Origin of the sequence: Kitasatospora sp. NPDC088346 (assembly GCF_044740765.1) — a bacterium.
GTDB lineage: Bacteria > Actinomycetota > Actinomycetes > Streptomycetales > Streptomycetaceae > Kitasatospora.
The window spans coordinates 134,824-160,667 of the sequence record NZ_JBIURH010000002.1 but is presented as its reverse complement, the minus strand read 5'-3'; the positions used below and the strand labels follow the sequence as shown (position 1 = coordinate 160,667).

General features: G+C 71.6%; 15 protein-coding genes and 1 pseudogene. 6 read left to right on the top strand and 10 right to left on the bottom strand.

Going from position 1 to position 25,844, the window contains the following annotated elements:
* Window positions 1-76: 76 nt before the first annotated feature.
* Entirely contained in the window at window positions 77-2,074 is a 1,998-nt protein-coding gene (locus ACIOFR_RS04335) for an ATP-binding protein (protein WP_400992317.1), read from the top strand.
* A 230-nt stretch (window positions 2,075-2,304) separates the two neighbouring features.
* Window positions 2,305-3,666: a carotenoid oxygenase family protein gene (locus tag ACIOFR_RS04330; RefSeq protein WP_400992316.1), complete on the top strand. Its 1,362-nt coding sequence runs from the start codon at window positions 2,305-2,307 to the stop codon at window positions 3,664-3,666.
* 70 nt (window positions 3,667-3,736) lie between these two features.
* Here ACIOFR_RS04330 and ACIOFR_RS04325 read toward each other — a convergent pair whose 3' ends face one another.
* Window positions 3,737-3,976 (bottom strand): hypothetical protein, encoded by a 240-nt coding sequence (locus ACIOFR_RS04325; protein WP_400992315.1) that lies wholly within the window; start codon window positions 3,974-3,976, stop codon window positions 3,737-3,739.
* Window positions 3,969-4,436 carry an ATP-binding protein gene (locus tag ACIOFR_RS04320; protein ID WP_400992314.1) on the bottom strand — a complete coding sequence of 156 codons (468 nt, stop codon included), beginning with the start codon at window positions 4,434-4,436 and terminating at the stop codon, window positions 3,969-3,971. The genes ACIOFR_RS04325 and ACIOFR_RS04320 overlap by 8 nt, the downstream gene beginning before the upstream one ends.
* A gap of 118 nt (window positions 4,437-4,554) precedes the next feature.
* On the opposite strand from ACIOFR_RS04320, the gene ACIOFR_RS04315 reads away from it, so the two are divergent.
* Window positions 4,555-5,631 (top strand): Scr1 family TA system antitoxin-like transcriptional regulator, encoded by a 1,077-nt coding sequence (locus ACIOFR_RS04315; protein ID WP_400992313.1) that lies wholly within the window; start codon window positions 4,555-4,557, stop codon window positions 5,629-5,631.
* 44 nt (window positions 5,632-5,675) lie between these two features.
* Here the strand turns inward: ACIOFR_RS04315 and ACIOFR_RS04310 are convergent, their stop codons facing one another.
* Both ACIOFR_RS04310 and ACIOFR_RS04305 read right to left on the bottom strand, forming a co-directional pair.
* Window positions 5,676-6,467 carry a hypothetical protein gene (locus ACIOFR_RS04310; protein ID WP_400992311.1) on the bottom strand — a complete coding sequence of 264 codons (792 nt, stop codon included), beginning with the start codon at window positions 6,465-6,467 and terminating at the stop codon, window positions 5,676-5,678.
* 191 nt (window positions 6,468-6,658) lie between these two features.
* The gene (locus ACIOFR_RS04305; RefSeq protein WP_400992309.1) at window positions 6,659-7,081 is read right to left on the bottom strand and encodes a MerR family transcriptional regulator; all 423 of its coding nucleotides are present in this window, start codon (window positions 7,079-7,081) and stop codon (window positions 6,659-6,661) included.
* 105 nt (window positions 7,082-7,186) lie between these two features.
* On the opposite strand from ACIOFR_RS04305, the gene ACIOFR_RS04300 reads away from it, so the two are divergent.
* Window positions 7,187-8,092 (top strand): NADP-dependent oxidoreductase, encoded by a 906-nt coding sequence (locus tag ACIOFR_RS04300; RefSeq protein ID WP_400992308.1) that lies wholly within the window; start codon window positions 7,187-7,189, stop codon window positions 8,090-8,092.
* On the opposite strand, the gene ACIOFR_RS04295 is transcribed toward ACIOFR_RS04300, so the two are convergent.
* Together ACIOFR_RS04295 and ACIOFR_RS04290 are read right to left on the bottom strand one after the other, a co-directional pair.
* Complete coding sequence (locus ACIOFR_RS04295) at window positions 8,079-9,176, bottom strand: Fic family protein (protein WP_400992306.1); 1,098 nt, start codon at window positions 9,174-9,176, stop codon at window positions 8,079-8,081. The two genes, ACIOFR_RS04300 and ACIOFR_RS04295, sit on opposite strands and share 14 nt — an antisense overlap.
* A gap of 85 nt (window positions 9,177-9,261) precedes the next feature.
* Window positions 9,262-9,927, bottom strand: coding sequence for a DUF6426 family protein (locus ACIOFR_RS04290; protein ID WP_400992304.1), 666 nt, complete (start codon window positions 9,925-9,927; stop codon window positions 9,262-9,264).
* 197 nt (window positions 9,928-10,124) lie between these two features.
* Here ACIOFR_RS04290 and ACIOFR_RS04285 point away from each other — a divergent pair, with 197 nt between their 5' ends.
* Complete coding sequence (locus ACIOFR_RS04285; protein WP_400992303.1) at window positions 10,125-10,634, top strand: hypothetical protein; 510 nt, start codon at window positions 10,125-10,127, stop codon at window positions 10,632-10,634.
* A 36-nt stretch (window positions 10,635-10,670) separates the two neighbouring features.
* Here the strand turns inward: ACIOFR_RS04285 and ACIOFR_RS04280 are convergent, their stop codons facing one another.
* The 4 genes and pseudogenes from ACIOFR_RS04280 to ACIOFR_RS04265 form a co-directional block, all read right to left on the bottom strand.
* Window positions 10,671-13,478, bottom strand: a complete 2,808-nt coding sequence (locus ACIOFR_RS04280) for a LuxR C-terminal-related transcriptional regulator (RefSeq protein ID WP_400992301.1) — start codon at window positions 13,476-13,478, stop codon at window positions 10,671-10,673.
* 421 nt (window positions 13,479-13,899) lie between these two features.
* Window positions 13,900-13,998 (bottom strand): annotated as a pseudogene (locus ACIOFR_RS04275) (IS3 family transposase); the annotation flags it as partial.
* 223 nt (window positions 13,999-14,221) lie between these two features.
* Entirely contained in the window at window positions 14,222-14,410 is a 189-nt protein-coding gene (locus ACIOFR_RS04270; protein ID WP_400992300.1) for a hypothetical protein, read from the bottom strand.
* 265 nt (window positions 14,411-14,675) lie between these two features.
* Complete coding sequence (locus ACIOFR_RS04265; protein ID WP_400992298.1) at window positions 14,676-21,350, bottom strand: RHS repeat-associated core domain-containing protein; 6,675 nt, start codon at window positions 21,348-21,350, stop codon at window positions 14,676-14,678.
* A gap of 427 nt (window positions 21,351-21,777) precedes the next feature.
* On the opposite strand from ACIOFR_RS04265, the gene ACIOFR_RS04260 reads away from it, so the two are divergent.
* Entirely contained in the window at window positions 21,778-25,680 is a 3,903-nt protein-coding gene (locus ACIOFR_RS04260; protein ID WP_400992296.1) for a LamG-like jellyroll fold domain-containing protein, read from the top strand.
* The last annotated feature ends 164 nt before the right edge of the window (window positions 25,681-25,844 follow it).

The window sequence follows — 25,844 nt, the reverse complement described above, 5'->3', positions numbered from 1 at the left end:
CGCCCCGCCGCCGCCGCGCCGCACGGAGGACTCCGGGCAACGGTGCCCGGTGCCGCACCTGGGGAGGGGAGCCGCCATGGCGTCCGTGGGAGAGCGACTGAGCAGCGCGCGACAGCGTGCCTTCATAGGCCGGGAGGAGGAACTCGACCGCTTCGGCGAGGCCCTGGCCGGCGATCCCCAGGCACCGTTCGCCTTCTACCTGTTCGGGCCCGGCGGCATCGGGAAGTCCGCGCTGCTGCGCTGCCTGGCGGACCGCGCCCGGGCGGCCGGACGGCCGCTGCTGGAGCTCGACGGACGCTTCGCCAGCCTGGACCCGGACGACTTCGAACGGGCGGCCGCCGGCTTCCTGGACGTCCCCGGCACGGTCCTGCTCGTCGACTCCTTCGAGCACTGCCAGTGGCTGGAGAGCTGGCTGTGGCAGCGCTTCCTGCCCCGCGCCGCGGACGGTGCGCTGGTCGTCCTGGCCGGCCGGACCGCACCGCAGCCGCAGTGGACCGCCGACCCCGCCTGGGACGGCGTCCTGCACGTCGCCGAACTGAAGTCGTTCTCCGAGGAGCAGGCCCTCAGCCTGCTCACCACCGCCCGGCTCCGGCCCGAACTGCGAGACCGCGTCCTGCGGTTCGCCGGCGGCAACCCGCTCGCCCTGTCGCTCGCCGCGGCCGCCGGAGCGACCGGCTGGAGCAACGAGCAGATCTGGGCGCCCTCGGCCGACATCCTGCGCACCCTGCTCGCCGGACTGATCGGCGAGGTGCCCACCGCGGCCCACCGCCGGGCCCTGGAGGTCGCGGCCCAGGCCCGCTCGACCTCCGAGGAGCTCCTCACCACCGTGCTCCCCGAGGAGGACGCCCACCTGCTCTTCGGCTGGCTGCGCGACCTGCCCTTCATGGAGTCCACGCACCGCGGCCTGCACCCCCACGACGCCGCCCGCGAGACCCTCGCCGCCGACCTGCGCTGGCGAGCCCCCAACGCCTTCCTCGCGATGCGCCGACGCCTGGAGGAGGAGTACCTGCGCCTGCTGCGCGAGGCCCCCGACGAGCGCGTCTGGACCGTCACCGACGAACTCTTCTACCTCTTCCGCGAGACCGAGACCCTCGCCCGCACGCGCACCTGGTCCCGCGAGGAGGAGGTCCACGACCGCCCCCTGCTCCCGGACGACCTCGACACCGTGCTGCGGATGGCCGAGGAGACCGAAGGACCCGCCTCCGCCGAGCTGGTCCGCTACTGGGCGCAGCGCCAGCCCCAGGCGTTCAGCGTCTACCGCCTCGTCAGCACCGGCCGCACAGTCGCCTTCACGGCCCGGCTCGCCCTGCCCGCCCCGCCCGACCCCGAGGACCTGGCCACCGACCCCGTCGTCGCGGCCGCCTGGGCGTACACCGAGGCCAACGGCCCGGTCAGCCCCGGCGACCACATCGGCGTCAGCCGCTTCTCGGTCTACCCCGAGCAGTACCAGGTGCCCTCCCGCGTCATCGACCTGAGCAGCTCCCGCGCCCAGGCGGAGTCCGCCCGGGCCCGCGGCCGTGCCTACGGCTTCGCCGTCTACCAGGACGCCGAGACCTGGGCCACGCGCGTCCGGGGCACCCTCACCGACACCGGCGCCCGGCCGCGGGTCGGCGACCACACCTACGGCGTGTTCGGCGTCGACTGGCGCGGCGAGCCCGTCGAGGCCTGGCTCCGCCGCTTCACCGCCCCCGAGGTGCCCGCCGAGGCGGGCCCGTCGGGCACCTCCCGCACGGCCTTCGACCAGGCCGTGCGCGAGGCCCTGCCGCACTGGCGCGACCCGGTCGCCTTCGCCGCCTGCGCCCTGATGCGCACCCGCCTGGTCGCCGACGCCACCGACCCGGCCGGCGAACTGCGCGCCCTGCTGCGCCAGGCCGTCGAGGACCTCGCCCGCGACCCGCGCGGCGTGCGGGCCCGCGAGGCCCTGACGGCCGGCTACTTCTCCGGCGCGCCCACCCAGGAGGCCGCCGCCCGCCGGCTCGGCCTGCCGTACGGCACCTACCGGCGCCACCTGCGCCAGGGCCTGGACCTGCTCTCCGAGGCCCTGTGGCAGCGGGAGCTGCACGGCCCCCGGTAGCGGGTTGCCGGGCCGGCCCCGCCGGCCCGGGTGGACAGCCTTGGACAGGAGTGGACAGTCCCCGTCCCCGCCGGGCCTGGAAAGTGGACACCGATCGGTACCAGGCTGCGGACCATGGACCTCCGACCGACCCGGCGGGACCGGGCAGCCCGGCTCCCCGTGGCCCTGGGCCGCGCCGGCGCCGGGCTGTCGGGCCCGGCCCAGCCGTCGACGAGATCCAAGGACCCGACATGACCAGCAAGCCCTACCTGACCGGCCACTACGCCCCCGTCGCCGACGAGATCACCGCCACCGGGCTCACCGTCGAGGGCACCCTGCCCCGCGAGCTGACCGGCCGGCTGCTCCGCAACGGCCACAACCCGAAGCCCGGCGTCACCCCGACGCACTGGTTCAAGGGCAGCGGCATGGTGCACGGCATCCGGCTGCACGAGGGCCGCGCCGAGTGGTACCGCAACCGCTGGGTGCACACCCCCGCGCTGGACGGCGCGCCCTACATGACCGAGCACGGCCCCGACCTGGCCGCCTCCACCGCCGGCACGCACATCATCGAGCACGGCGGCCGGCTGCTCGCCCTGTGCGAGGCCAACCTGCCGTTCGCGCTCACCTCCGAGCTGGAGACCGTCGGTGCCTTCGACTTCGACGGCAAGCTGCGCACCGCGATGACCGCGCACCCCAAGGAGGACCCGGTCACCGGTGAGCTGCACTTCTTCGGCTCCTCGCCGTTCCCGCCGTTCCTGACCTACCACGTCGCCGACGCCAAGGGGCAGATCACCCACAGCGCCGAGATCCCCGGCGCCACCGCCTCGCTCAAGCACGACTTCGCGATCACCCGCCGGCACGTGGTCTTCGTCGAGGGCAACGTCACCTTCGACCCGAACGAGCACTCCGGCATCCCGTACGGCTGGAGCGACACCCAGCCCTCCCGGATCGGCGTCATGCCGCGCGGCGCCGACGGCGCCCGGCAGATCCGCTGGTTCTCCATCGAGCCCGGCAACATGCTGCACGTCTCCAACGCCTACGAGGACAACCAGGGCCGGATCGTCCTGGAGGGCCCGACCGTGGACCGCGAGGGCTTCCGGCTGTCCTGGAACTGGTGGGTCGGCGCGCCCGGCCGCGGCTCCGAGCCCAACACCCGCTCCTACACCCGCCGCTGGGTGGTCGACCTGGCCGACGGCAGCGTCGACGAGCAGATCATCGACGACCTCGCGGTGGAGTTCCCGACGCTCAACGAGGAGTACCTCGGCTCCGAGAACCGCTACCAGTACGCCATCTCCTTCCCCGACGAGAAGGGCTACGGCGGCTACGGCGTCGTGAAGTACGACCGCGTCACCGGCGCCCGCCGGATCCACCAGGTCGGCGACGCCCGGCTGCCCGGCGAGGCCGTGTTCGTCGCCGCCGCCGGAGCGACCGGCGAGGACGACGGCTACCTGCTCACCGTCGTCAGCGACCTCAAGCAGGACGCCTCGCAGCTGCTCGTCCTGGACGCCTCCGGCCTCGACCGGATCGCCACCGTCCACCTGCCCCGGCGGGTGACGGCCGGCATCCACGGCTCGTGGGTCCCGGACAGCGCCCTGGACGGCAGCGCGCGCTGATCGCCACCCCCACCGGGGGGCACGGCACCGGCCGTGCCCCCTTCGGTGTGTTCGGCATGTGACGGGCGGTTCAGTCGAGTTCGGCCCAGACCGACTCGGCCTGCGCCCGGTTCCGGTGGCCGAACCAGTCCGCCTGACGCAGCAGCGCCACCACCCCGGCCTGGGCCTCCCCGCCCAGGCCGGGCGGGAGCGGGGCCTCCACCCGGAAGCCGCCCGCCGCGCCCAGGGTCACCCGGGCCCGGGTGCCGGTGGCGCCGGTCAGCCGCACGGCCAGCGCGAACGCCTCGGTGTACGGCGTGGGGCTAGCCATCGCGGCCGTCGGTGGTGCTGGGACTGTCAGGGGCGTGGCGGTCGGTCCGCGGCGCGAGCGTCGCCCAGACCACCTTCCCCGGCCCGTCCGCCCGCGGACCGACGCCCCAGGCCTCCGCCAGCGCCCCGACCAGGTGCATCCCCCGCCCCGACTCGTCGAGCCGGTCCACCTCCCGGGCGTGCGGCACCACCGCACTCCCGTCGTGCACCTCGATGCGCAGCCGCCCGAACTCCAGCCCGAACCGGATCCGGATCAGCGGACCTGGCGGCACCCTGGCATGTGTCACCGCGTTCGCGACCAGCTCCGAGAGCAGCAGGTCGGCCTCCCAGTCGAAGTCCCCGCCGCCCGGGGTGGCCGCCAGGAAGGTCCGCAGCAGCCGGCGGGCCGCGGCGGCCGACCGGCCGTGACGCGCGAGCCAGAAGGACACCCCGCTCGCCGTGTCGGAGGGTCTGTCGAGCATTTCGGGCATGGCGCAGCGGCCCTTTCGGGATGGTGACGCGCGGTGAGCTTGTTGCTCCGTTCCGCTACAAAGGATCGCCGCTCGCGGGTACCGTGGCGAGCGATCCAACTTTCCAAACGTGCTGACACAACCGGGGGTTGCCATCAACCGTCGCAAGGGCCTGACCAGCCCGATCACCTGTTCCCCCGCGATGTTCGGCTCCGAGCTGCTGTTCGCCCGCGAGGCCGCCGGCCTGAGCCAGCACGAGCTGGGAGCCCGGGTCCACTGCACCCCCGGCCAGATCAGCCGCATCGAGGGCGCCACCCGCAAACCGACCCGGGAGTTCGCGGAGCTGTGCGACCGGGCGCTGGGGACGGGGCAGCTGCTGGCACGGATCTGGTCTCGGGTGGACTGGGACGGCGCGGTCGGCCACCCGGGGTGGTTCCGCCGGTACGCGGGGATGGAGGCGGAGGCGACGATCATTCGACAGTTCCAGGTGCAGCTGGTGCCAGGCCTGTTGCAGACACGGGACTACGCCCGAACGCTCTTTCGCGCGAAGGAGCCGTCGGCTTCGCCGGACCGAATCGAAGAACTCGTCGCAGCACGGCTCGATCGGCAGCGCATCCTGGCTGGCGGGGACCCACCGCGCTTGCTGATCGTCCTCGATGAGGGGGTGCTGCTCCGTAACTATGGTGGCGAGGCAGTGATGCGCGCACAGCTGGCGCACCTGCTTCGCATGGCTGAGGCACCCCACATCGTGCTCCGTGTGGCGCCACTCTCGCTGGGGGCGGTTGCGGCCTTCGATCACAGCTTCACACTGTTGACTCTGCCTCAGGAACCTGACGTCATCTACGTCGACGGTATCCACCGGGGCCAGCTGGTTGACGATCCAGTCCGGTTTCGTGACTGGGCGTACGCATATGATCTCTTGCTAGGTGATTCCATGTCAGAGGAAGCTTCACTGGCCAGGATTCGTTCGGCGATGGAGGGACTGCGCACCATGAACACCGCACGCAACTTGGATGATGCCTCGTGGCGTAAGAGCACCTACAGCACTGGCGACGGCGGAAACTGCATCGAGGTCGCCGACGGCTTCGAGGGCGTCATGCCCGTTCGTGACTCCAAGGACCCCGACGGTCCGAAGCTGGTCTTCCCGGCGGCCGCCTGGCGTTCCTTCGTCGCCGGCGTTCGCGCCGGTGAGTTCCCGGGCTGCTGACGGTTCGGTCCGCCGCCCCTTCCGGGAGGGGCGGCGGTGTGCCGTCAGCGCCAGGCGTGCGGGTCCAGTCGGTGCAGCGTCCAGTCGGGGAAGAGGACGAAGACCCCGGCCAGGCAGCTCTTCAGTTCCGGGTTGAGGTCCGTCACGATCTTGGCCTGGAGGTTGGCGGCGATGGTGGCTCCGTTGAAGTTGGGCGCCGCCCCGTTGTAGAGGGACGGGTTGTCGCAGGCGTCCATGAAGACGGTGACCTGCTTCTTGGGGTACGCCGCGAGCTTGCCCGTGACGCCGCTGTAGAGGCCGGCGAGCAGGTCGGGGGCGGTCTTGGTGCCGCCGACCTTCAGGCTGTCGCCGACCTCGGTGCAGGCGTCGTAGAAGGTCACGGCGGTGTGGTGGGCCGGGTCCGGACAGTGGCCGCGGACGGCGAAGTCGGGCTTGAGCTTGGCCTCGTCGAAGGGCCAGGGCAGGAACTCCGTGTGGCCGTTGAGCCACAGCGTCTTGGCGGCGACCAGTTCCAGCACCACGGTGTAGCTGGGCAGCGGGAACCGGCTCGGCAGGCGGAACCCGCCGTTCGCCGCCGTGCCGGGCGGGAGGTTGTTGACCGCCGCCAGGTTGGGGACGGCGTCGTTCATCGCGACCAGGATGGCCTTCGCGGCGTGCGGTCCGGCGTGGGGGTCGAGCAGGCTGGCCACCAGGTTGGCGGGCTGTCCCACGATGGCCGGATCGGCGGTGATGTTCTTGAACAGGGAGTTCGTCGGGCCGAGGACGCTGTTCCCCATGGTGATCGACGTGATCTCGTGCTGCCACTCGCCGGGCCAGGTCGGGACGGCGGACGTCATGTGCACCAACTCGCTTCGCTTGTCGGCGGGGCATGCCGCAGCGGCGCCCCCGTGCAACGAGGCTCCCCGAGAATCTGACGGACTGTCAATCGCTGGATTGGCGTGTTGATGTGCGGCGCGCGACGTGTGTACGGCGCCCGGCTCGACGGCTGCGTGACCTGGCGGCGGTGCGACCGGTCCGGCCGGCACGATCAGGCCGCGTGATCGCGCCCTTCCGCGGGTCGATCGGCAGGTGCTGGGGTGACCTGTTCCGGATGGTGGGTGCACTCGGGCGGGGGGTTGCGAGTGTTGGCGATCACTGCGTCGAGCCGGTCGCGTGCCGCGGTGAGGTCGGTGATGCGTTCGCTGATGCGGGCGCGTTCGGCCTCCAGGTGGTCCAGGAGGCCGGGTGCCGCTGTGCCGGAGTCCACGCAGGGCAGCACTTCGCGCACGGATCTGCTGGACAGCCCGGCGGCGAAGAGCTGCTGAATCAGCCTCACCCGGGCCACCGCCGAGTCCGGATAGTGGCGCTGCCCTCCGCTGCTGCGTTCGGCGTGCAGCAGCTCCTGCTCTTCGTAGTAGCGCAGGGCGCGCACACTCACGTCGGCCTGCCGGGCCACCTCACCGATGCGCACGGGGCCTCCGATCCACTCGTCCGACTTGCACCTGACACTGACGTCAGGTTTTAGCGTAGCTGACGCCAAGGCTTACCAAGCCACCGCGAGGAAAGGCGGAACACCATGCGCGCAGCGCGCTACCACGAGTACGGCGGCACGGAGACCCTCGTCGTCGAGGAGGCACCGGACCCGCAGCCCGGCGTCGGAGAGATCCGCATTCGCGTCGCGGCAGCCAGCGTCAACCCCATCGACTGGAAGGTGCGCAGCGGAGAGTTGCGCGACGTCATCCCCGTGGACCTGCCGGCCATCCCCGGCCGCGACGCCGTCGGCCTGGTCGACGGGATCGGGGAAGGAGTGGACGGGGTGGGCGTGGGCGACCGCGTCTTCGGGCTGGGCGGGGTCACGGGAGCGACGGCGCAGCTGGCCCTGCTCTCGGCCTGGGCCCCCGCGCCCGAGGCGTGGAGCGATGCACAGGCGGGCGGGGCCGGACTGGCGGCCGTGACGGCGTTGGGAGGGCTGAAGGCGCTCGGATCGCTGGCGGGGCGCACGGTGCTCGTCGAGGGCGCCGCCGGCGGTGTCGGCAGCGCGGCGGTCGAGCTCGCGGTCGCCCTGGGGGCCACCGTGATCGGGACGGCCGGCGAACACAACCATGCGTACCTCTCCCACCTCGGTGCCCTTCCCACGACCTACGGCACGGGCCTCGCCGAACGACTCGCGGACCTGGCCCCCCAGGGGATCGACCTCGTGCTCGACACCGCCGCCTCCGGGTCCCTCGCGGACCTCGTCGAGATCGCCGGAAGCCCGGACCGCGTGGTGACGGTCGCCGACCACATGAATGCCGCTCGCCTGGGCGTCCGCATCGCCAATGCGGTGAACGACCCCGGGCTCCTCGCCGAAGCCGCCCGATTCGGCGCGCAGGGCCGTTACACGCCGCGCGTCGAACAGACCTACCCCCTGGAGGAGATCGCACGGGCCCACGCCCACTCCGAGCGCGGACACGCCCGGGGAAAGATCGTCACTCTCGTCTAGGTCCGGCGACTTCGGGCGCCTGGTCGCCGAACGGCTCGTCCAGCACCGCCAGCAGTCGCGGGTGCACCAGGGCGCCGGGCAGCCGCGGGTGGGGGGTGAGCACTCCGGCCGAGCGCAGGCGGCTCAGGGCCGGTCGCGGGTCGCCGGGAATCCGTTCGCCCAGCCAGTGCGCGGACACCGCCGGGCTGGAGCGGAGCTGGTCCAGCACCTCGGCCGCCTCCGGGTCCCCGGCCGCGGCCGTCCGGTCGACGGAGGCCTCCAGCACCCGCCGGTAGGCGCCGATGGCGGCGGTCCGGTGCCGGGCGGTCTCGGTGACGGCGCGGGCGAAGACGGCGCCCCACCGCGCCCAGTCGCCGTCGGCCGCCGCGACCACGGCGAGGTCGTGCTCCTCGCGGTTGCCGTCGACCCAGCCTTCGAGGTCCAGCAGCAGACCCGGCAGCAGCCCGGCCCCCACCAGGTCGCACTGGGCCAGCAGGCGGGCGATCCGGCCGTTGCCGTCCGGGAACGGGTGCACGGTGAACAGCCGCAGCATCCCGAGCGCCGCGACGTCCAGGTCGGGGGAGTCGGTGCCGGTGGTCCACCGGTACCAGCGCTCCAGGTGCCCGTGCAGCGCCCGGCCGGGGGCGACCGCGATGACGAAACGGCTCCCGTCGGGCCAGGTCACCCGGGCGGTGGTGCGCCGGAAACCGCCCCCGCCCGGGATGTTGGGGTCCCCGGCCACCAGCAGCCGGTGCAGGTCGGCGAGTGCGTCGGGGGTGAAGCACGGCCGGCGCCCGGGCCGTTGGCGCAGCTCCTCCCGGACCGAGCCGACCGCCAACAGGCCTGCCGCCACCCGCTGTTCGGCGGCGGCACCGAGCTGCTCGACCAGCAGGGCCGGGTCCGCCCCGCCGACCCGTCCGTGGTGCAGCTTCGCCCGGAGGCGCGGGCGGTGGAACAGGTCCGGATCACCCAGGTACCGTGCGGCCTCCCGCAGTTCGGCCAGCGCCGCCAGCGCCTGGGCCCGGGCCCCGGCGGGGACGGCCTCGGCGCCCGGAGGCGGGACGACGGGCCGGATCCGGTGCGCCGCCTCGGTCATGGACTTCATGGTGACTCCACAGAGGGGGTGGGAGGACAAGGCCGGTGCGGCGGGCCCACCGAGGGGGATCGGTGGGCCCGCCGCACCGTCGCTGTCAGCAGCTGCCCGTGACGATCCGGCCGGTCGGCTGGCTGACGGTCACGTACTCCACCGAGGAACCGAGCCAGCTGGAGCTGGTGATCGCGTACTCGACGGTCTGGTACTCCACGTTCAGCGCCCAGGTGCCGTGCGGCGCGATGGTCGCCTCCACCTCGGTGCTCTCCGAGCTCGACGTGTTCAACTCGTGCCCGACGGCGAGCTTCAGGGCGTTGAACGCCTCCAGCCCCAGGCTGGTGCTCACCTGGTACGACACGCTGTACGTGACCGTGCTCTTGAACGTGGTGGCGTGGTCGCCGGTGTTCTCGACGCACTGCTTGCGCACCAGGCGCGCCGGGCCCTTCTGGGTCGGGACGGCCTTGGTGCCGGGCGCACCCGGCGCACCGCCGCCCGACGGGAAGCCGGCCTCCGGCGGCGCCGGCGCCGGGTCCGGCCGGGCCACGCCGATCACCCGGATCACCTCGTCGTCCGGGAACGGGGTGTCGCCGACCCGGCCGTTGTCCACGTCGAAGACGAAACCGTCGTCGGTGTAGTCGTGGTCCCAGGGGTCGCACGAGGTGTAACAGTCGCTGGCGAACGCGACCTGCGGGACGACCAGCGCGGGCGTCGCGGTGAGCACGGTGACGCCGAGCGCGACGGCGCTCAAGGCGGTCCTGAGCTTCATGTGTTCTTCTCCACGGAGGATGCGAGGGCGGGGGGAGCGAGCGAACGCGGCCGCGTCGCGGACGAGTCTCGCGCCCGGCCCCGCCCGCGGACATCCGTAGCCGTACGCAAGAGGGGTACCCGGTTCCGTCGGAAGCGTCTGCTGTACTTCCCCGTGTACGTCCCCGGACGTCCCGAACCGCTGAGCAGGAGGCACCCATGGGCGTACTGACCGACTACTTCCGCGCGGCCGACGCGGCGACGGTCGTCGAGCGGCTCGAACGCACCGACGCCGGCCCGCCGGTCGGCCTCCCACGGGCCGGCGCGGGGGACGCGGCCGTCGACGGGGTCGAGGCCAAGGGCGTCGACCCGACGGTCGTCCTGGGCCGGCTCGTCGCCGCGATCCGCCGGATCCCGTGGGACACGGACCTGGTGAAGGACCGGGCGGTCTGGCCCGCCGTCCCGCAGCCCGGCCCGCAGGGCCCGCAGGGCGAGGACGACCCCTGGGCGACGGGCCCGTGGGTGTTCGAGCTCGACACGGCGGTCCGGGACTGCCTGGCGGCGGTCGACGACACCGACGTGCCCGCGATCGTGGGCCGGTGGGCGCAGGCCGAGGAGTTCCACGGCGCACCCGCCGAAGCCCTCCGGCCGACGGCCGAGGCCCTGATCGGGCTCGCCCGACGGGCCCGCGCGGCCGGCGACCGGCTCTACTGCTGGGTCTGCCTGTAGCGCCGCGCAGGGCCGTTCAGGGCTGTTCGGGTCCGCTCAGGCCGGGTCGTCGAGGTTCGCCGAGTGCCGTACCAGGCGGCTCAGCGCCAGCCGGGAGGACACCCCGAGCTTGCGGTACACGCTGCCGAGGTGCGCCTCCACCGTGCGGGGGCTCAGCACCAGCCGCTCGGCGATCCGGCGCGACGCCAGCCCGGCCGCGGCGAGCTCCGCCACCTCCCGCTCGCGTCCGCTCAGCGCGTCGAAGGGCCCGGCGGCCGCCGGCGCCCCCGGGGCGCCCGCCGCCAGCGCCGCCCGCACCCGGGCACCGTCCTCGCACAACCGCAGCGCCCCGCAGGCCTGCGCCTGGGCCAGCGCCCGGTCCAGCGTGCCGAGTGCCGCCGCGGGGCCGTGCACCAGCGCCAGGGACGGCGCGGCGGCCAGCACCGTCCACGCGTACGGCACCGGCATCCGCAGCGACCGGAACGTTTCTGCGGCCCCCAGCGCCAGCTCCGTCGAGCGGACCTGGTTGCCCTCGGCGAAGGCGAGCGCCGCGCCCGCCCGGTCGGCGTGCGCCTGCTGGAAGGCCGGCCGCCCGAGCCCGGCCGCCGCCGCATCCGCGGCGAGCGCGCTGCGACGGGCCAGACCGAGATCCCCGCACAGCGTCGCCGCCGTGGTCATCAACGCGAACAGCGAAGGCCGGGAAGGCGGTTGCAGCCGTTCGAGGTCCTCGCCACCGCCCTCCAGCAGCGTCCGCAGGCAGTCGGCGGGATCCCCGCCCACCAGCCGCGCCACCGCCAGCAGCCCGAGCGCCGCACCGGCCCACCAGCCGGTGCCGGGCACCGTGTGCCGCAGCCCGGCCTCCGCCAGGGAGAGCGCCTCCGGCGTCCGGCGCCGCGGCAGCGCCCACAGCATCGCCGAGGCGCGCATCGCCATCGCCAGCCCGACGGCGTCCGGCGCGCCGAGCTCCCCCGCCAGGCCCTCCGCCCTCCGGGCGTGACGCTGCGCCAGATCCAGCCGGCCCGCCCACTGGTCGAGCTGTGACAGACCGAGCAACTGGTTCACCGCGAGATGCTTGTGGGCGCCGCCGCTGCCCGCCGACAGGCCCCGCCGCAGATGGCGACGGGCATCGGCGAAACGCTCCAGGTACAGCTCCGCGCAGCCGAGCAGCGCCAGCACGTCCGGGGCGCGGCCCGCCACCGTGTCGGGCCGGGCGTCGACCAGTTCGCCGCACCGGACGACCTCCGGCCCGGCCTGCGCGAAGTCACCGACGTAGCTGTCGCAGAACGCCGCCAGCACCCGCAGCGCGGTCCGCCCGTCGGCGTGCCCCTCGGTACCTGCGGAAGCCTCGTGCACCAGCCCGCGGACCTCGGCCGCGGTGCCCCGCACGGCGTGCAGCAGGCCGTACTCGAAGACCAGCTCGGCGGTCTCGGCGGGCAGCGGGGACGGCAGCGGGCGGGGCAGCCGGTCGACGACCGTCCGGGCCATCGCCTCGGCCTCCTCGTACCGTCCGAGCAGGCGCTCCACCCCGGCGCACACCGCCAGCGCCGCCACCCGCAGCCGCTCGGGCAGACCACCCGGCGTCCGCAGCACCTCGTGGCCCAGCGCCCGGGCCTGGCCGAGCCGGCCGGCGGCGGTCAACGCCCGGCAGCGGTCCAGCGCGAGGGCGATCCGCGACTCGGTGCCCGGCCCGTCACCCGGCGCCGACTCCAAAGCGACCCGCAGCCAGCGGGCGGCGGTCGCGGGCCGCTCGGCGAACGCCTCGGCGGCGCCCTCGATCAGCACCGCCACCGCCGCCGAGGGGTCCTCACCGGCCAGCAGGGTGTGCTCGGCGTGCCGGGCCCGCGCGGCGGCGCCGGCACCGCGCGCCTCCAGCAGGGCCAGCGCCCGGCGATGGGCCTCCAACCGGCGGCCGGGACCGGTCCGGTGGTGCACCAGCCGGCCCAGCACCGGATGCCGGAACACCAACTCCCCGGCCGGACCGCCGGGCCGGACCAGATCGACGCGGGCCAGCTCGGCGAGGGCGACGGCGGTGCGGTCGACGGTATGACCCGTCACCTGCGCCAGATCGCCGAGCCGGAACGGCTCACGCAGGACGGCCGCGGCGGCGATCACGTCCCGGGCGTCCTCGGGCAGGGCGTCCAGCTCCGCGAGCAGCGGCGCGGCCGCCCGAAGCAGCGGGCCCACGGCGGCGTCCGCGGTGGCGTTCCGGGGGCCCGCCGCCAACAGGATCCGCAGGATCCGGGGATTGCCCCGGGCCGCCGCCCGCAGCGCCTCCGCCTCGGTGCTGCCGTCGGACGGACCGCCCGCGTCCGCGATCACCGCCGCCACCGCGGCGGCATCCAACGGGCCCGGCTCCACGCTCACCAGGGTGCCCGCCTGCCGGGCGTCGTCCAGCGCGGCCAGCAGGGCGGGCGGCGTCTGCCGCGGACGGTGCGCCAGCACCAGCAGGTACGGGCGCGGGCCGGGCTCCCCGATCAGCCGCTCGGCGAGGCGGGCGGAGGCGGGGTCGCAGTGGTGGAAGTCGTCCAGCACGACGACCGCGCCCGCCCACCACGTACGCAGGGAGCGCGCCAACTCCCGTTCGGAGCCCGCGTCCCAGACCGGCCCACCCGGACCGGCCGGACCGGTCGCCTCCCACGCATCCCGGAACACCTGGTACGGCTTCCCACCCTCGGCGTCCGCCCGCGCCCGCAGCACCACGGCGCCCCGCTCACCGGCCACCCGGGCGAGCACGTTCAGCAGGCCGGTCTTCCCGATCCCGGGATCACCCACGACCTCCAACACCCCGCCCCGCCCGGCGCCGAGCCCCTCGACGGCCCGGGCCAGCACCACGACCTCGCCCTGCCGCCCGACTAACGCCCCCACCGCTCCCCTCCTCACCGGGTGCCCCCGGGAGGCAGCTCCACAAGCGATGCTAGCGATCTTCACAATCACGTGACAAGAGCCGCCCGCCGGCTTGCTGCCCCGTCAACTGCCGCTCCAATCGACAGCCATGGCCACCCGATGCACACGGTACGAACAAGCCGCTGAGCGGGCGCGTCATGTGGATCCCCGAGCCCGGATACGGGCCGCCACCTTCCTCGTACCCGCCCTTGATCGGTGAATGGCTTCATCCGAGTAGCCATAACGGAGGCGGCCTTCTCATGGCCCGTCAGGCTATCCCGGGTATGTTCCGCACCGTGAGGTGCAGGGAGCGGCGGTGACCGGCGTCCGTGCGACGCGGTCCGGAGGCGGACTGGACAATGTGGCGTGCTGAGGCTTCCCCCGGGACGTGGACAGCGGAGTTTCAGGCGGCGAGGGCGATCTCACGGGACGTCGCTGTCTGCTGTTCGAACTGGATCGGGCTGAGATAGCCGAGCGTCGAGTGGCGTCGGCGGAGGTTGTAGAGCGAACTCGAAACCGACCTGCGGCTCTACCGCTACTGGCCCGAAGAACGCCGCTCTCCGGGCCCCGTGGAGGCCCTGCCCTAGCTGTGACCAGGAGGGCATTCGGATCTACTCGTCCAGGGGAACCGCGTGTTGGTTCCCACCGCGAGAGCGCCCCGCCCGACATCCCGGACAGGGCGCTCTCAAAGCAGGATCAGCCTCACCGCATGCGCGGAGTCTGGGCTACTGCCGGACGAACGGCTCCTGGCCGGCTTCGGAGACGGTCATCTGCAGTCGCTCCTCACCCTGGTATTTGAAGTAGACGAAGAACCGCTCGCACGTCAGATCCCCTGTGACGGACGTCAGCTTGACGAGTGCGCCGGGTCCGGCGTCGTCGAGCCTGTCGTGCCGCCAGGTCCCAGTGAACTTCACCGCGGTCGGCGATGACGCGCCACGGCACGAGGCAGGGGGCAGACTCACTTCTCCGAGCGTTCCGCCGTCCAGGAGCTCGATCGTGCCGGCACTGGACTTCCATGACCCGACGACGGGCGCCTCACCTTCGCCTCCTGACGTGGTGCACGAAACCGCCAATGGCAGGGACAACACCAGCGAAACGGCGACGACGCGCAGCCCACCGCGGACACGCACCCGTCCCGCCCTTAAGGACCTGATCACCGTACTTCCTCTCCAAATCGTGCTACTCGAAGTCACCGGGACGGCCGAAGTCCCCGCTAGCTAGGTACTTCCGGGCCTCGGCGATGACCACACCCCTCAGCTGCGACTGCGAGGCTCCCTGGTTCGCCGCGGCGATCTTCTCCCCCATCTTCCGACCGTACTCATTGTTCACCAGGTCAGATTTGTGGTCGGCGTACTTCTGGCCTTCTCTTTCGCCGTAGGCCTCGTGAGCGTCTGCCACCATCTCGGCCTCCTCACGGCCGTACTTGGCGGTGATCATGGCTTGCCAGATGAAGTGTCGGAACGCGTTCACGTTTTCGTTCTCCGCTTGGCCGGGGTACTCATGCTGTTGGGCCTCCGCGGCCCATCCCGTGATCAGCTTCACGTCGTAGCAGTCGGACACGCCGATGTAGGCGCAGACCATCAGCTCTGACCTCTTGGTCTGACCTGTCGCGAGGCTGTCGTACGGCTCCGCGCCGGGGACCTTCAGCTGGCCCGGCACCGTGTCGTACTTGAAGTTGGTGTTCTCCAGGTACTTCTTCTCCAACTCCTCGCCGTAGGCCCTTCGCGCCTTCTTCTTCTCGTCCTCGATGCTGGACGGCAGGCTCCCGGCCCATCCCGCACCCGGCTGAAGGCCCTTGGCCAGCAGGAACCTCACGTACCCGGCCTGCCGGGCAGGCTGTGCGGCCTTGACCTCCTGGACTACCTGCTGATACCTCGGACCATCACCCTCGATCTTGGTACCCATGTTGGAGCATCTGGCCATCCCACTCGCGCACTCCTCCAGGGCCATGCCTGTCGGGTCGGTCATGTTGACCGGGTTGTTGTCGCTGTATGCGTAGCCGTTCCACTGTTGCGGGTCTGCGGGCATGATCAGAGGGTCCGGACTGAGGAAGCGCCCGGTCAGGGGCTGGTACTGGCGGGCGCCGAGGTTGGTGAGTCCGGTGGTGTCGTCCTTGGTGCCTGCGACGAAGCCTTTGTCGCCGGCCCAGCTGCCGGGAGGGGGTAGGGTGCCCCGGGGGTTGCCGAACGGGTCCGTAGCGCGACGGGTTTCGGCGAGGGTGGTGGTCTCCAGGGACAGGTTGCCGGTGCCGTGCTGGTCGTTGACCTGGTAGGTCAGCTTGGTGCCCTGGCGTACTGCGGTGAGGCCCGCGGGAATCGGGTACGACCGCGTGCCGGTCAGGGTCTTGGCGGCGGTGTCGTAGACGAGTTCGTCGCTGCCGAGGTTGACAGTGGTCTTGCCCGGGTTGCGGCGGATGAGCTGGTTGCCGTCCGCGTCGTAGACGTAGGTGGTGTCGCCGGCGCTGCCGGTCTTCGCGTAGGCGGCGAGCTTGCCCTCGGTGTTCCAGGTGAGAGTCGCCGTGCCGGAAGTGTCGGTGACGCTGGTGGTGTTGCCCGCCGCGTCGAACTGGCTGGATGCGCCGGTCGTTCCGGTCGGGCTGGTGGTGGTGGAGGACAGCAGGGCGTGCGGTCCTCCCGTTCCGCCGCCGGTGATGGGCGCGCTGGTGGGGTTGTTGGTGGTACCGGGAGCGGGGAAGGCCTGGGTGGTGGTGGTGTCCTTGGTGACGTCACCGCCCGGGTCGTGCCGGACCAGGGACTTGCGGTTGCCGGTCAGGTCGTAGGTGTAGGTCTGCCAGTAGGGTGCAGGGCCGCCGACGGTGGACTTCTCCGGAGACTGGGCGCCGCTGGTGGGGCCGGCGTTGGCGCAGCCGCCACGGCCGCCGACGGTCGATCCTCCGATGGTCGTGAGAGAGCCGGTGTCCGTCCAGGCGTCGGTGAGCCGGCTGAGGTAGTCGTAGCCGAAGCACTGCAGGTCGGTGTCGGCAGGGCTGTTGTCGGGGATGGTGCGGATCGCCGAGAGGCGGCCCGAGGGGTCGTACGCGTAGGTGGTCTGCTGGACGGCGCCGGTGGACGCGGTCTGCTTGTCCACGTACTGGGTCAGCTGGCGGCCGGTGGATGTGTCGTAGGTGTTCGTGACGACGATCTGGGTGCCCCAGGGGTTGACCGTGGAGCGCGTCGGGTGGCCGTAGGCGTCGTAGCCGTTGGACAGGTCGTAGTTGACCGAGCTGCCGTAGCCGAGGAGCGGGCCGGAGGACTCGTACCGGTAGTCGATGGTCTCACCGGGCACGTCACCGACGTCGGGGCGGGTGTCGGAGGTGAGTTGGCCGGAGATCGGGTCGTAGGTGGCCGTGTAGGCGTAGGTGAACGGGGTGGGCAGACCGACCTCGGAACCGGGGATGGTCAGGGTTGTACTGGTGGGGTGGTACGCCGTGTCGTACGAGAGGATCGCACTGGTGTAGGCGTCGCCGTTCGCGCCGTCGGTGTAGCGGGTGGAGGTCGCCGGCCGGCCGGGAAGCACCGTGTCGTAGGTACGGGCGGTGAGCTGCTTGGCCGCGTCGACTGCGGTGCCGCTGTAGGTGGCGGTCGGGCGACCGAGCAGGTCGTAGGTTGTGGTGGTGCTCTGCTGACGGCTGTCGGTCGCGGTTGCCAGTTTTCCGGCGGAGTTGTACGTGCTGGTGCTGGTACCCGTGTCGGGGTCGGTGGCGGATACCTGGCGTCCACGCAGGTCGTACACGTAGGTCCAGGTGTTGCCGGCAGGGTCGTTGCGCGATGCGGGCTGGCCGGTCGCCGTGTACGTGTAGCTGGTCACGTCCGCGTCGGCGGAGTTCCCGGTGGCCGTGGGCGTCCTGTACTGCCACAGCTTCGCGGTTCGGCCGCGTGCGTCGGTGACGGTGGACGTCGGCGTGGTGCCCGCCGGAGGACTGACGTCCGTGCGGTCGACGCCGGGGTAGACGGTCGACGTGGTGTTCTGCACGATGCCGTAGGCCACGAACTCGCTGGTCACTGCTCGGCCGAGGCCGTCGTACACAGTGTGGGTCTGCGCCGGGACGGAGTTGGTCGCGGACTGGTAGAGAACGGTGCCGGGTGCGGAGCTGCTGTTGTACCAGGCACTGTTGGCGCGGGTCGCCCGCCCCTGTGAGTCGTAGGCGGTGTCGGTCAGCAGGCGGCCCGAATAGGCCGATACGGCCGGGCTGGACTGGGTCTGCACCGGGCGGCCGGTACCGTCTGCGATCGCGACGCTGATGGCGTAACTCTGGCTCTTGCGCAGTGTGGAGGTGGTGACGGCCGGGGGAACGGCAGTGCCGTTGACCACTCCGAGCAGGGAGTAGGCGTACTTCATGCTTGCGCTCTTGCTGGTGTCACGGCCGGGAAGCCACACAGCCGTCATGCGCCCGAGCGCGTCGTACGCCTGTGTGGTGGTGCGGTTGTTCGGGTCGGTGGTGGTCTTGGGCAGTGCGCGCGCGTTGTCTAGGGAGGTCGTCGACACCCGGCCGCTCGCAGTGTCTGAAGCACCGGCTGGCGCGGGGGTTGTCAGCCTCAGGGCGTTCGGCAGTTCGCCCGGCTTGGCAGCGATGTAGGCGGTGGACGTGGTGGCCCCGCCTGGGTGGGCGGAGTCGGTGGAGTTGGGGTCGGTCGTGGTCAGCTGACGCCCGTAGACGTCGTAGGTGAGGATCGAGCCGGTGGTGAACCTGGCGGTGCCACCCTCGAAGCGGTCGACGCCCTCGGCGCTCGTGGGTTCCGCCTTCGTACCTGCCACGCCGAGCGCCTGACCGTCGTAGTACTGGCGGGTCCACGACATGATGTTGGCGGCAGTGGGAGCGGCCGTGCAGGCTCCAGGTCCGAAGACACCGATGGTTTCGAGTGGAAGCCCCGTCACCTGGGGGTTCGGGGCCGCGGCGTAGGTCATCCGCACACAGCTGTCGGGCAGACCGTCCGCCGATTCCAGAGTGCTGACGGCCCGGTTGGCGTTCGCCGGGTCGTGCGTCACCGATGTCGAGGTGGACTGCCAGCCGCCGTCCGCCTTGAGCGCCTTGTGCACCGATGTGGAGGTGACCGCCCCGTAGCGGGCGACCAGGGACGGCAGGCCGGACCGGTTGTGAGTGGCGGTGACGGTCGGACCCGACCCGGAGCCGATCGTGTAGGCGACGATGCTGCCGCCGGCGGCGTCGTAGGTGTCCTCCTCCAGCGTCTGGCCGGAGAGCCAGTCGGAGTCGGTGACCGGGCCGCTCTTCGGGCCCGCGACGGTGACGCTCCGCGTGCCGGACGTGGTGATGTCACCGTCCATGCCCTGGTGGAAGGTCAGGGTCTTCTGGGACTTGGGACCGTCCTGGCCGCTTCCGGCGACGCTGGTGACGCTGGCGTAGCCGCGGAACTGGTCCCAGGTGCGGTCCTTGTTCTCGGTGAACGGGGAGTCGTTGCGGTGCCAGGCGGCGCTTCCGTAGCTGTACGCGGTCGCCATCGGGACGGACCCGGCGATGTTCGGGTTCACCGTCACGGTGCTGACGGGGTAGCGCTGGAACCAGTCGTCGATCGGATCCGCGTTCGGCTGCTCGGTGGTGGGATGCCACTTGACGTTGTAGCAGGACCGGGTGTCGGTATCGGCGGCGGCGGGCATCACGCCGGTGACGCGCGAGCAGTCGGCGCTGTAGTAGTCCACACCGACGGTGCCGCCGGTCTCGGTGGTGATGAGCTGGATGCGGGGCCGGTTGTAGGCCGGGCGGGAGGGCACCAGGTTGGTGCCGTCGACCCGGTTGGCCAGCAGCATCTCGGTGAACGTCACCGGCGGCAGCGTGACGGGCGTGGCCGAGGCCTGGGTGTCCTTGCCCGTCCGGGTGACGGAGCCGAGCCAGGGGACCTGGGTGCTCTCAGTCGTGTTCTGGACGTTGACGAACCGGTGGGCCAGGTCGTACAGGTCGACGTCCTGCCAGGCACCGTTGCTCCGGACCCGGGTGGTGATAGAGGTCAGCCACTTTGTGGTCCAGAACGTGGGCCCGTAGGTGCTGCAGGTACCGCTCTGGCCGCAGTTCTGGTCGAGCGGGACATCGGGCCAGTTCGCGGCGTTCGCAGTGGTGCGCTGGGCCGGGTCGCAGGCGGACGGCGAGGTGACGCAGCGCTCGTCGGACTTGAACTCGATCTTCGCGGCGGGCTCGTAGGCGCCGTTCGCGGTGATCTGGTCGCTCAGCAGCTGGCCGTAGGCGATGGTCTTGAGGACGCCGCCGCGGGTGTACGAGTGGTTCTCACCGGTGCCGTGGTTCTGGCCGCCGCCCATGGCGTACCAGTTGGCCTCGGGGGCGTAGGAGTAGCTGGTGAGGTTGCCGTGGAGGTCGACGACGTAGTCGAGGTTCCACCGCCACGCGGTCTGGCACCAGGAGGCGTTGCCCTTGGCGCTGTCGTAGCAGGGGTCGCCGGCCTTCGGGGAGTACACCGGGACGGTCCACGCGGAGCCGCTGTCGGGCCCGACCGCGCTGGGGGTGCCGTCGGCCTTCGGCAGGTGGTTCAGGCCGAAGTAGTAGACGATGCCGCCGGTGTCGGTGACCTTGATGTAGGACCCGTTGAAGGTGCCGTTGGTGGCACCGGTCAGGAACTGGACCTTGGTACCGTCGTCGCCCTTCAACCGCCAGGTGCAGTTCGACTGCTCGGTGTCTCCGGGGGCGTTCTGCTGGCAGGACGCGTCGTCCGGGACGAGCTCGCCGGAGTGACCGCCGAGCGAGATGGTGGCGTTCGCGCCGCCCCAGCACAGGTCGCCGGAGCCGGTGATGCCGGACTTGGTGCACGGCCTGTAGGAGCGCTCGACGAAGCCTGCGCTGTAGTCCCAGCCGTCACCGATCCACGACGCCTGGGCGTTGGTCGAGGACGTCCTTCCGTCCACAGACGCCGAGTCGTACGAGAGCGCCACCGAGGGTGCCGCGCCGCCGAGGGCGGGTGGGGCCTGGATCGGGTAGGAGTAGTTGAACGCTCCTGACGACGACCCGGCAGTCCAGGCCTGCGACGGGTTGAGCGGTGTGGCAGCGTAGGTGCCGGCGCCGCTCGTCGTCCCGGACACCGCGGCGAGCACCATCGCACTGCCGGAAGGAGCTGCTGCCGGCGCGGCTGCGGACAAGGACTGGATGCTGGTCCGCGGAGTCGGGTCAGCACCGGTCAAGGTGATGTCGGCGACGAGTTTCCTCGCTGCCGGATCGAAGTGCGATGTCACCGGAGTCCGGTCGAGGCACCCCTTCACCTCGGGGGTGGTCAGTGAGCAGGCCGGCAGCTCGACCAACTGTGCGCGTTCGGCCCAGCCCGCACCGAACCGGGCGCCGAGCCTGGTGGTGTCGATCGCGACCCGCACGGGCCGCGCCTCGGCGTTTCCGTCCCGGGACAGCCCGACCGCCAGTCCGGGGATACCCGCGGCACCGGCCGTCCGGTCATCGGCGATGTCGACATGGACGGTCTGACCCGCCACGTCGCCGGCGCCGGGCAGCGGCGCCAGGGAGACGGGCAGCGAGCCGGCAGGCGTCTCCGTGCCACTGGCCGGCGCTCCGGCGGCCGGTGCCTGAAGCCCCTTCGTCCCGTTCTTGGTCGCGCCCGCCGAAGCCGCGCCGAGCACAACGTCGGCACGGCCGCGCGGGACCGCGGTGGCCTTGGCGTCCTTCGGTGGTGTCCAGGCCGGCGGCACCTCGTGGGCGGGCTTCGGCACCGCCGTGGGCGGTACGTCCTTGCCCGTGACCGAGGGGGTGTCCTTGAGTTCGGTGTTCGGCGGCGTCCACAGCCGCGAGTAGTCCGGTCCTGCGGCGGCCGCGACGGCGGTCGGTACGAGGAGTGAGCCTGCGAGCGCCGCGGCGCTCACCACGGCGAGTCTGCGGTGGAGCCAGGACACCCCGCGGGTTCCTGGCTGATGGTCGGCACTCCCTGGGAGTGGCACAGAGACCTCCGTTGTGGGCCGGCGCGCCAAACCGGAGAACATCTGGCGCAAAGTCCTGAACCTATCGGCGGTCAAAGGACCCGAGTCAATGCCTGATGGCCAGTCAGGCGAGGTGATGCACGTCACTGTTGATGACATTCGTGGTCGACGTGACCAAATCTGGACAATGTGAGTAGAAATCAATTGCCGGAGAGAGGTCGTCGACGGAAGAGTGGGCCCGACCTGCGCCTTGATGGACCGTCAGGCAGTCTCTCACTCCCCGAGGAAGTCCACCGTGAAAAGATCGCACCGATTCCTGGGTGCATCGCCCGGGGCTGTGGCGGCAGTGACCGCCCTGGCCATTTCCAGCACTCTCGCTTCAGGTTCGATCGCTTCCGCTGACGTGCAGTCAGGAACTATTTCCCGGAGCCAGGTCGAGGCGATCGACGCGCAGCACGCGAAGCACCCCGCCACTGAGGCCGACAAGGCGGTCGAGCGGGCGACGGCGACCGGAGCCAAGGTACCCGTGGAGTCGCTGACGACGGAGTTCAGCGAGACGTCGGCGACTCCCGAGGGGCACCTGGCGCTCACCCGGCATCCGGACCAGCAGCGGGTCAGGCGGGCCGGCGTGTGGGTGGCGCTGGACGCCTCCCTGACGGCCAACCCCGACGGATCGTTCTCCCCGAAGGCGTCTCCGTCCGGGCTGGTGCTGTCCAAGGGCGGCAACGGTCCGCTGGCCACCATGACGAGCCCGGACGGCAAGAAACTCGCGCTGAGCGCACCGTTCGTGCTGCCCGCCCCGCGGGTGGAGGGCGACAGCCTCACCTACCCGTCGGTGGCGCCCGACACGGACCTGAAGGTCACGGCGACCAAGGCCGGCGGCATGACCACCGTCCTCGTCCTCAAGACCCAGTCGGCTGCCGACAATCCGGCCATCCGCAACCTGCACTTCGCCACCATCGCCGACGGGGTCGCGGTGAGCACGGACGCCACCGGCAATCTCACCGCGAAGACCGCTGACGGCTCCATGCGCTGGTTCGCACCCGCCCCGCAGATGTGGGACAGCACCACCACCCGGACACAGCCGGCTTCCGCGGCCAAAACCGTTCAGGGCCGCGCCGCCTCGGCTGCCCTCACGTCCGGCGAAGCCTCCGCTCCTGCCCCCGCCGCGGACGGTACCGGCGCCGAGAAGGCTTTTCCGCTCAGCTCGCCGGCCGGCCCCGGAGAGGGTGCCAAGGTCGTCGCGATGCCGGTCACCGCCGACGCCAAGGGCGTCGACCTCAAGCCCGACCAGGACCTGCTGGCGCACGGCACGGCCCCGTACTACATCGACCCGGCGTGGGTCCCGTGGGCGCCGTCGGCGAACGCCTGGACGCAGGTCCAGTCCGCCTACCCCGGCACCTCCTACTGGAACATGAACGGCAGCGGCGAGACCAGCTTCCCCGGCGTCGGCCGCTGCGGCTACTACGCGGCCGGCGGCAGCTGCTCACCCGCCTCGACATACCGCACGTTCTACCAGTTCGACCTCAGCGGCCTGCGCGGCGCCGTCGTCAAGCGCGCGTACATGGACCTGCAGGAGTACGTCTCCGCGGACTGGTCCTGCACCACCAAGTATCCCGTCGACCTCTATCACGTCGGCGCGATCAGCGACTCCACCACCTGGAACAACCAGCCCGGCCAGATCGGCGGCTCGCTCGGCAGCAGCCCCGTCCCCGGCTCCGGCCACGGTGCCTGCCACGACAACGTCGGCTTCAACTACGACATCACCGGCACCGTCCAGCAGTACGGCACCAGGCCCGACACCACCACCCTCACCTTCGGCGTCTACGGCAACGAGACCAACGTCAACGCGTTCAAGCGCCTGACCCGCCAGCCCTCCCTGTACATCGAGTACGACCGCGTGCCCGGGCAGCCGCAGGACCCCAAGGCCCTCCCCGAGCCGCGGACCGCCGATCCGGCGAGTACCAACCAGGCCTGTGGTGTGGACGACCCCAACAAGTGGGCGTGGGTCGGTGCCGGGAGCGATCAGGCCGGTGCCGTCTCGCTGACGGCCGTCGTCAGCAGCCCAGTTCAGGCGCAGCTGTACTCGTGGACGCATCTGTGGGACTACGACATCCCCGGAGCTCCGGACGTCGACGGCGGCTGGTCCCCGCTCGTCGCCAACGGCGGCCGGGCCGGCTGGCAGGTCAAGGCCGGCGCTGTCAAGGACGGTCACTCCTACGGTTTCGGGATCTTCGCCGGCGACCAGATCGTCGACTGGTCCCCGTCCACCCCGACCTGCCACTTCAGGGCCGACCTCACTCCGCCCACCGTCACCTTCCCGACCACGGTGAGCAACCCGAACACCCAGTTCCCGCCCTCCGGCAACGGCCAGACCACCACTCTCACCACGGAGACGGAGGGTGGTATCCCGTTCACTGCCGCGGACAACCCCGGCGTGGGGGCGCCCAGCGCCTCCGGCCTGGCCTGCCTGCGCTGGTCCTGGAATCCGCAGTTCAACACCCCGCTCTCCAACCCCGGCGACGGCTGGCGTTGCGGAAGCACGATGCCCTCGGGCCAGATCACGGTGAAGCCGGCCCACTGGGGCACCAACATCCTGTACGTCCAGGCACAGGATCAGGCCGGAAACCTCTCCGTCGTCGCCCAGTACGCCTTCTACGCCCCCTGGAACCCGAAGGGCCCCGCACCGATCTTCGGTGACGTGACCGGTGACGGTGTCGCCGACATCCTCACCGGTGACGGTGACGGCAATCTGCGGGCCTACACCGTTCCCGGCAACTCCGCGGCTGCCGTCCCGACGCCGGCCATCGCGGCCCGACCCGCCAACACCCCGGGAGACCTGGCCTCGGGCGTCCAGCCCGGTAGCGAGGCCTGGAACCCCGATTCGGATCCGAGCCTGTACCAGATCACCCACCGCGGCAGCGTCCTCGGCGGCACGAACGTCGACGATCTCATCGTGCACCGCCGGGCCGCATCCCAGCTCTGGTACTACACCAACCCCGGGAACGACGGACTCTCCGGCGTCTTCGACTCCCACGAGGAAATCGCCAAGCCGACCTGCGGCGACCCCGCACAGCGACCCGCCTGCGCCGGCTACGCGGCTGACTGGTCCACCACCACGCAGGTCATCTCGATCGGTGACCCCGCCACCAGCAACCTCTCACCCGAGAAGAGGTTCCTCAACAGGTCCGGCCTCATCACCGTCGAGACCGGTTCCGGCGGCAGGGGAGCGCTCTGGTACTACCCGACAGTCGGCTACGCCACGCTGGGAACGCCGGTTCGGCTCGCCGCGCAGGACTGGGAGAACCGCGACCTCGTCCCCTCCGGTGACTGGGCCGGACAGGGCCACCCCGGAATGTGGGCACGCCTGCCCAACGGCGACCTGTGCGCGTACACCTTCTCCTACACCCCCCCGTCGACCGCCACTCCTTACCCGGTCGTCACCGGCATCGCGAGCAGCACGATCATCAAGACGGGCGTCACCAAGGAGTCCTGGCCCCGCATCGGCTCCGACGGTGATCTCACCGGAAGTGGCAATCCCAGCCTGTGGGGCATCACCCCCGGCAAGGACATCCAGGTCTGGACCGGGCACCCGACCGGCACCACGGTCCCGGGCTACACCTTCGACACCGTCCCGGCCACGGTTCTGAAGGTGAAGGTCGGCGCCGACAGGTGGCAGATGAACAAGGCCTCCTTCGACCCGCAGAGCGGGGCCACCGACACCCTGGGAACCAACGCCGCCGGCGCCACCGGAACCGTCTCCTGGAGCGCGGACCACGCGAACACCGCCGACGGCGCCACCAACCTCAACGGCACCTACTTCAAGACCGCCGCACCCTCCGTCGACACCAGCAAGAGCTACACCGTCGCTGCGTGGGTGAAGGTCGACAACCTCGGGACCTACCAGACGTTCGTCACCCAGAACGGCAACGAGCGAGGGTCCTACTACCTTCAGTACTCCGCCGCCTACCAGACCTGGGCCTTCGTCGCCCCCGGCTCCGATCAGGAACAGACCAACTACTACTACCACGCGCAGGCCGCCACGGCCCCGCAGACCGGCGTCTGGACGCACCTGGTCGGCACGTACGACGACACGACCCGGGTCATGACCCTGTATGTCAACGGCCGGTACTCAGGCGCCGGGTCCAACCCCACACCGTGGAACGCCACGGGCTCCACCACCATCGGAATCGCCGCCACAGCCAGGTTTCCCGCCGACAGCGCGGCCAGCGGTGCGGTCAGCGAGGTCCGCACCTACCCGTACGCACTCACCGCACAGCAGGCCCTCGCCCTGTACACCGGCTGAGATCCAGACACCGAGTGATGAGGCCAGTGCCCGGACGTCAGGTCCGGGCACTGGCCTCAGCCGTGGTTCCGCAGGATCGGGACTCCCATTGCGCGTTCCTGCGCGCCGCGTCGCCGAGGCGCCTGCGGTCGGGCCAACTCCTGGCGTGGCGGCGCCATTTGGGC

What these genes read in the sequence shown, in the direction of transcription:
- ACIOFR_RS04290 (WP_400992304.1), bottom strand. Translation starts at nt 9,927, where the DNA reads ATGAAGCTCAGGACCGCCTTGAGCGCCGTCGCGCTCGGCGTCACCGTG.
- ACIOFR_RS04295 (WP_400992306.1), bottom strand. Translation starts at nt 9,176, where the DNA reads ATGAAGTCCATGACCGAGGCGGCGCACCGGATCCGGCCCGTCGTCCCG.
- ACIOFR_RS04335 (WP_400992317.1), top strand. Translation starts at nt 77, where the DNA reads ATGGCGTCCGTGGGAGAGCGACTGAGCAGCGCGCGACAGCGTGCCTTC.
- ACIOFR_RS04300 (WP_400992308.1), top strand. Translation starts at nt 7,187, where the DNA reads ATGCGCGCAGCGCGCTACCACGAGTACGGCGGCACGGAGACCCTCGTC.
- ACIOFR_RS04325 (WP_400992315.1), bottom strand. Translation starts at nt 3,976, where the DNA reads ATGGCTAGCCCCACGCCGTACACCGAGGCGTTCGCGCTGGCCGTGCGG.
- ACIOFR_RS04285 (WP_400992303.1), top strand. Translation starts at nt 10,125, where the DNA reads ATGGGCGTACTGACCGACTACTTCCGCGCGGCCGACGCGGCGACGGTC.
- ACIOFR_RS04330 (WP_400992316.1), top strand. Translation starts at nt 2,305, where the DNA reads ATGACCAGCAAGCCCTACCTGACCGGCCACTACGCCCCCGTCGCCGAC.
- ACIOFR_RS04320 (WP_400992314.1), bottom strand. Translation starts at nt 4,436, where the DNA reads ATGCTCGACAGACCCTCCGACACGGCGAGCGGGGTGTCCTTCTGGCTC.
- ACIOFR_RS04310 (WP_400992311.1), bottom strand. Translation starts at nt 6,467, where the DNA reads ATGACGTCCGCCGTCCCGACCTGGCCCGGCGAGTGGCAGCACGAGATC.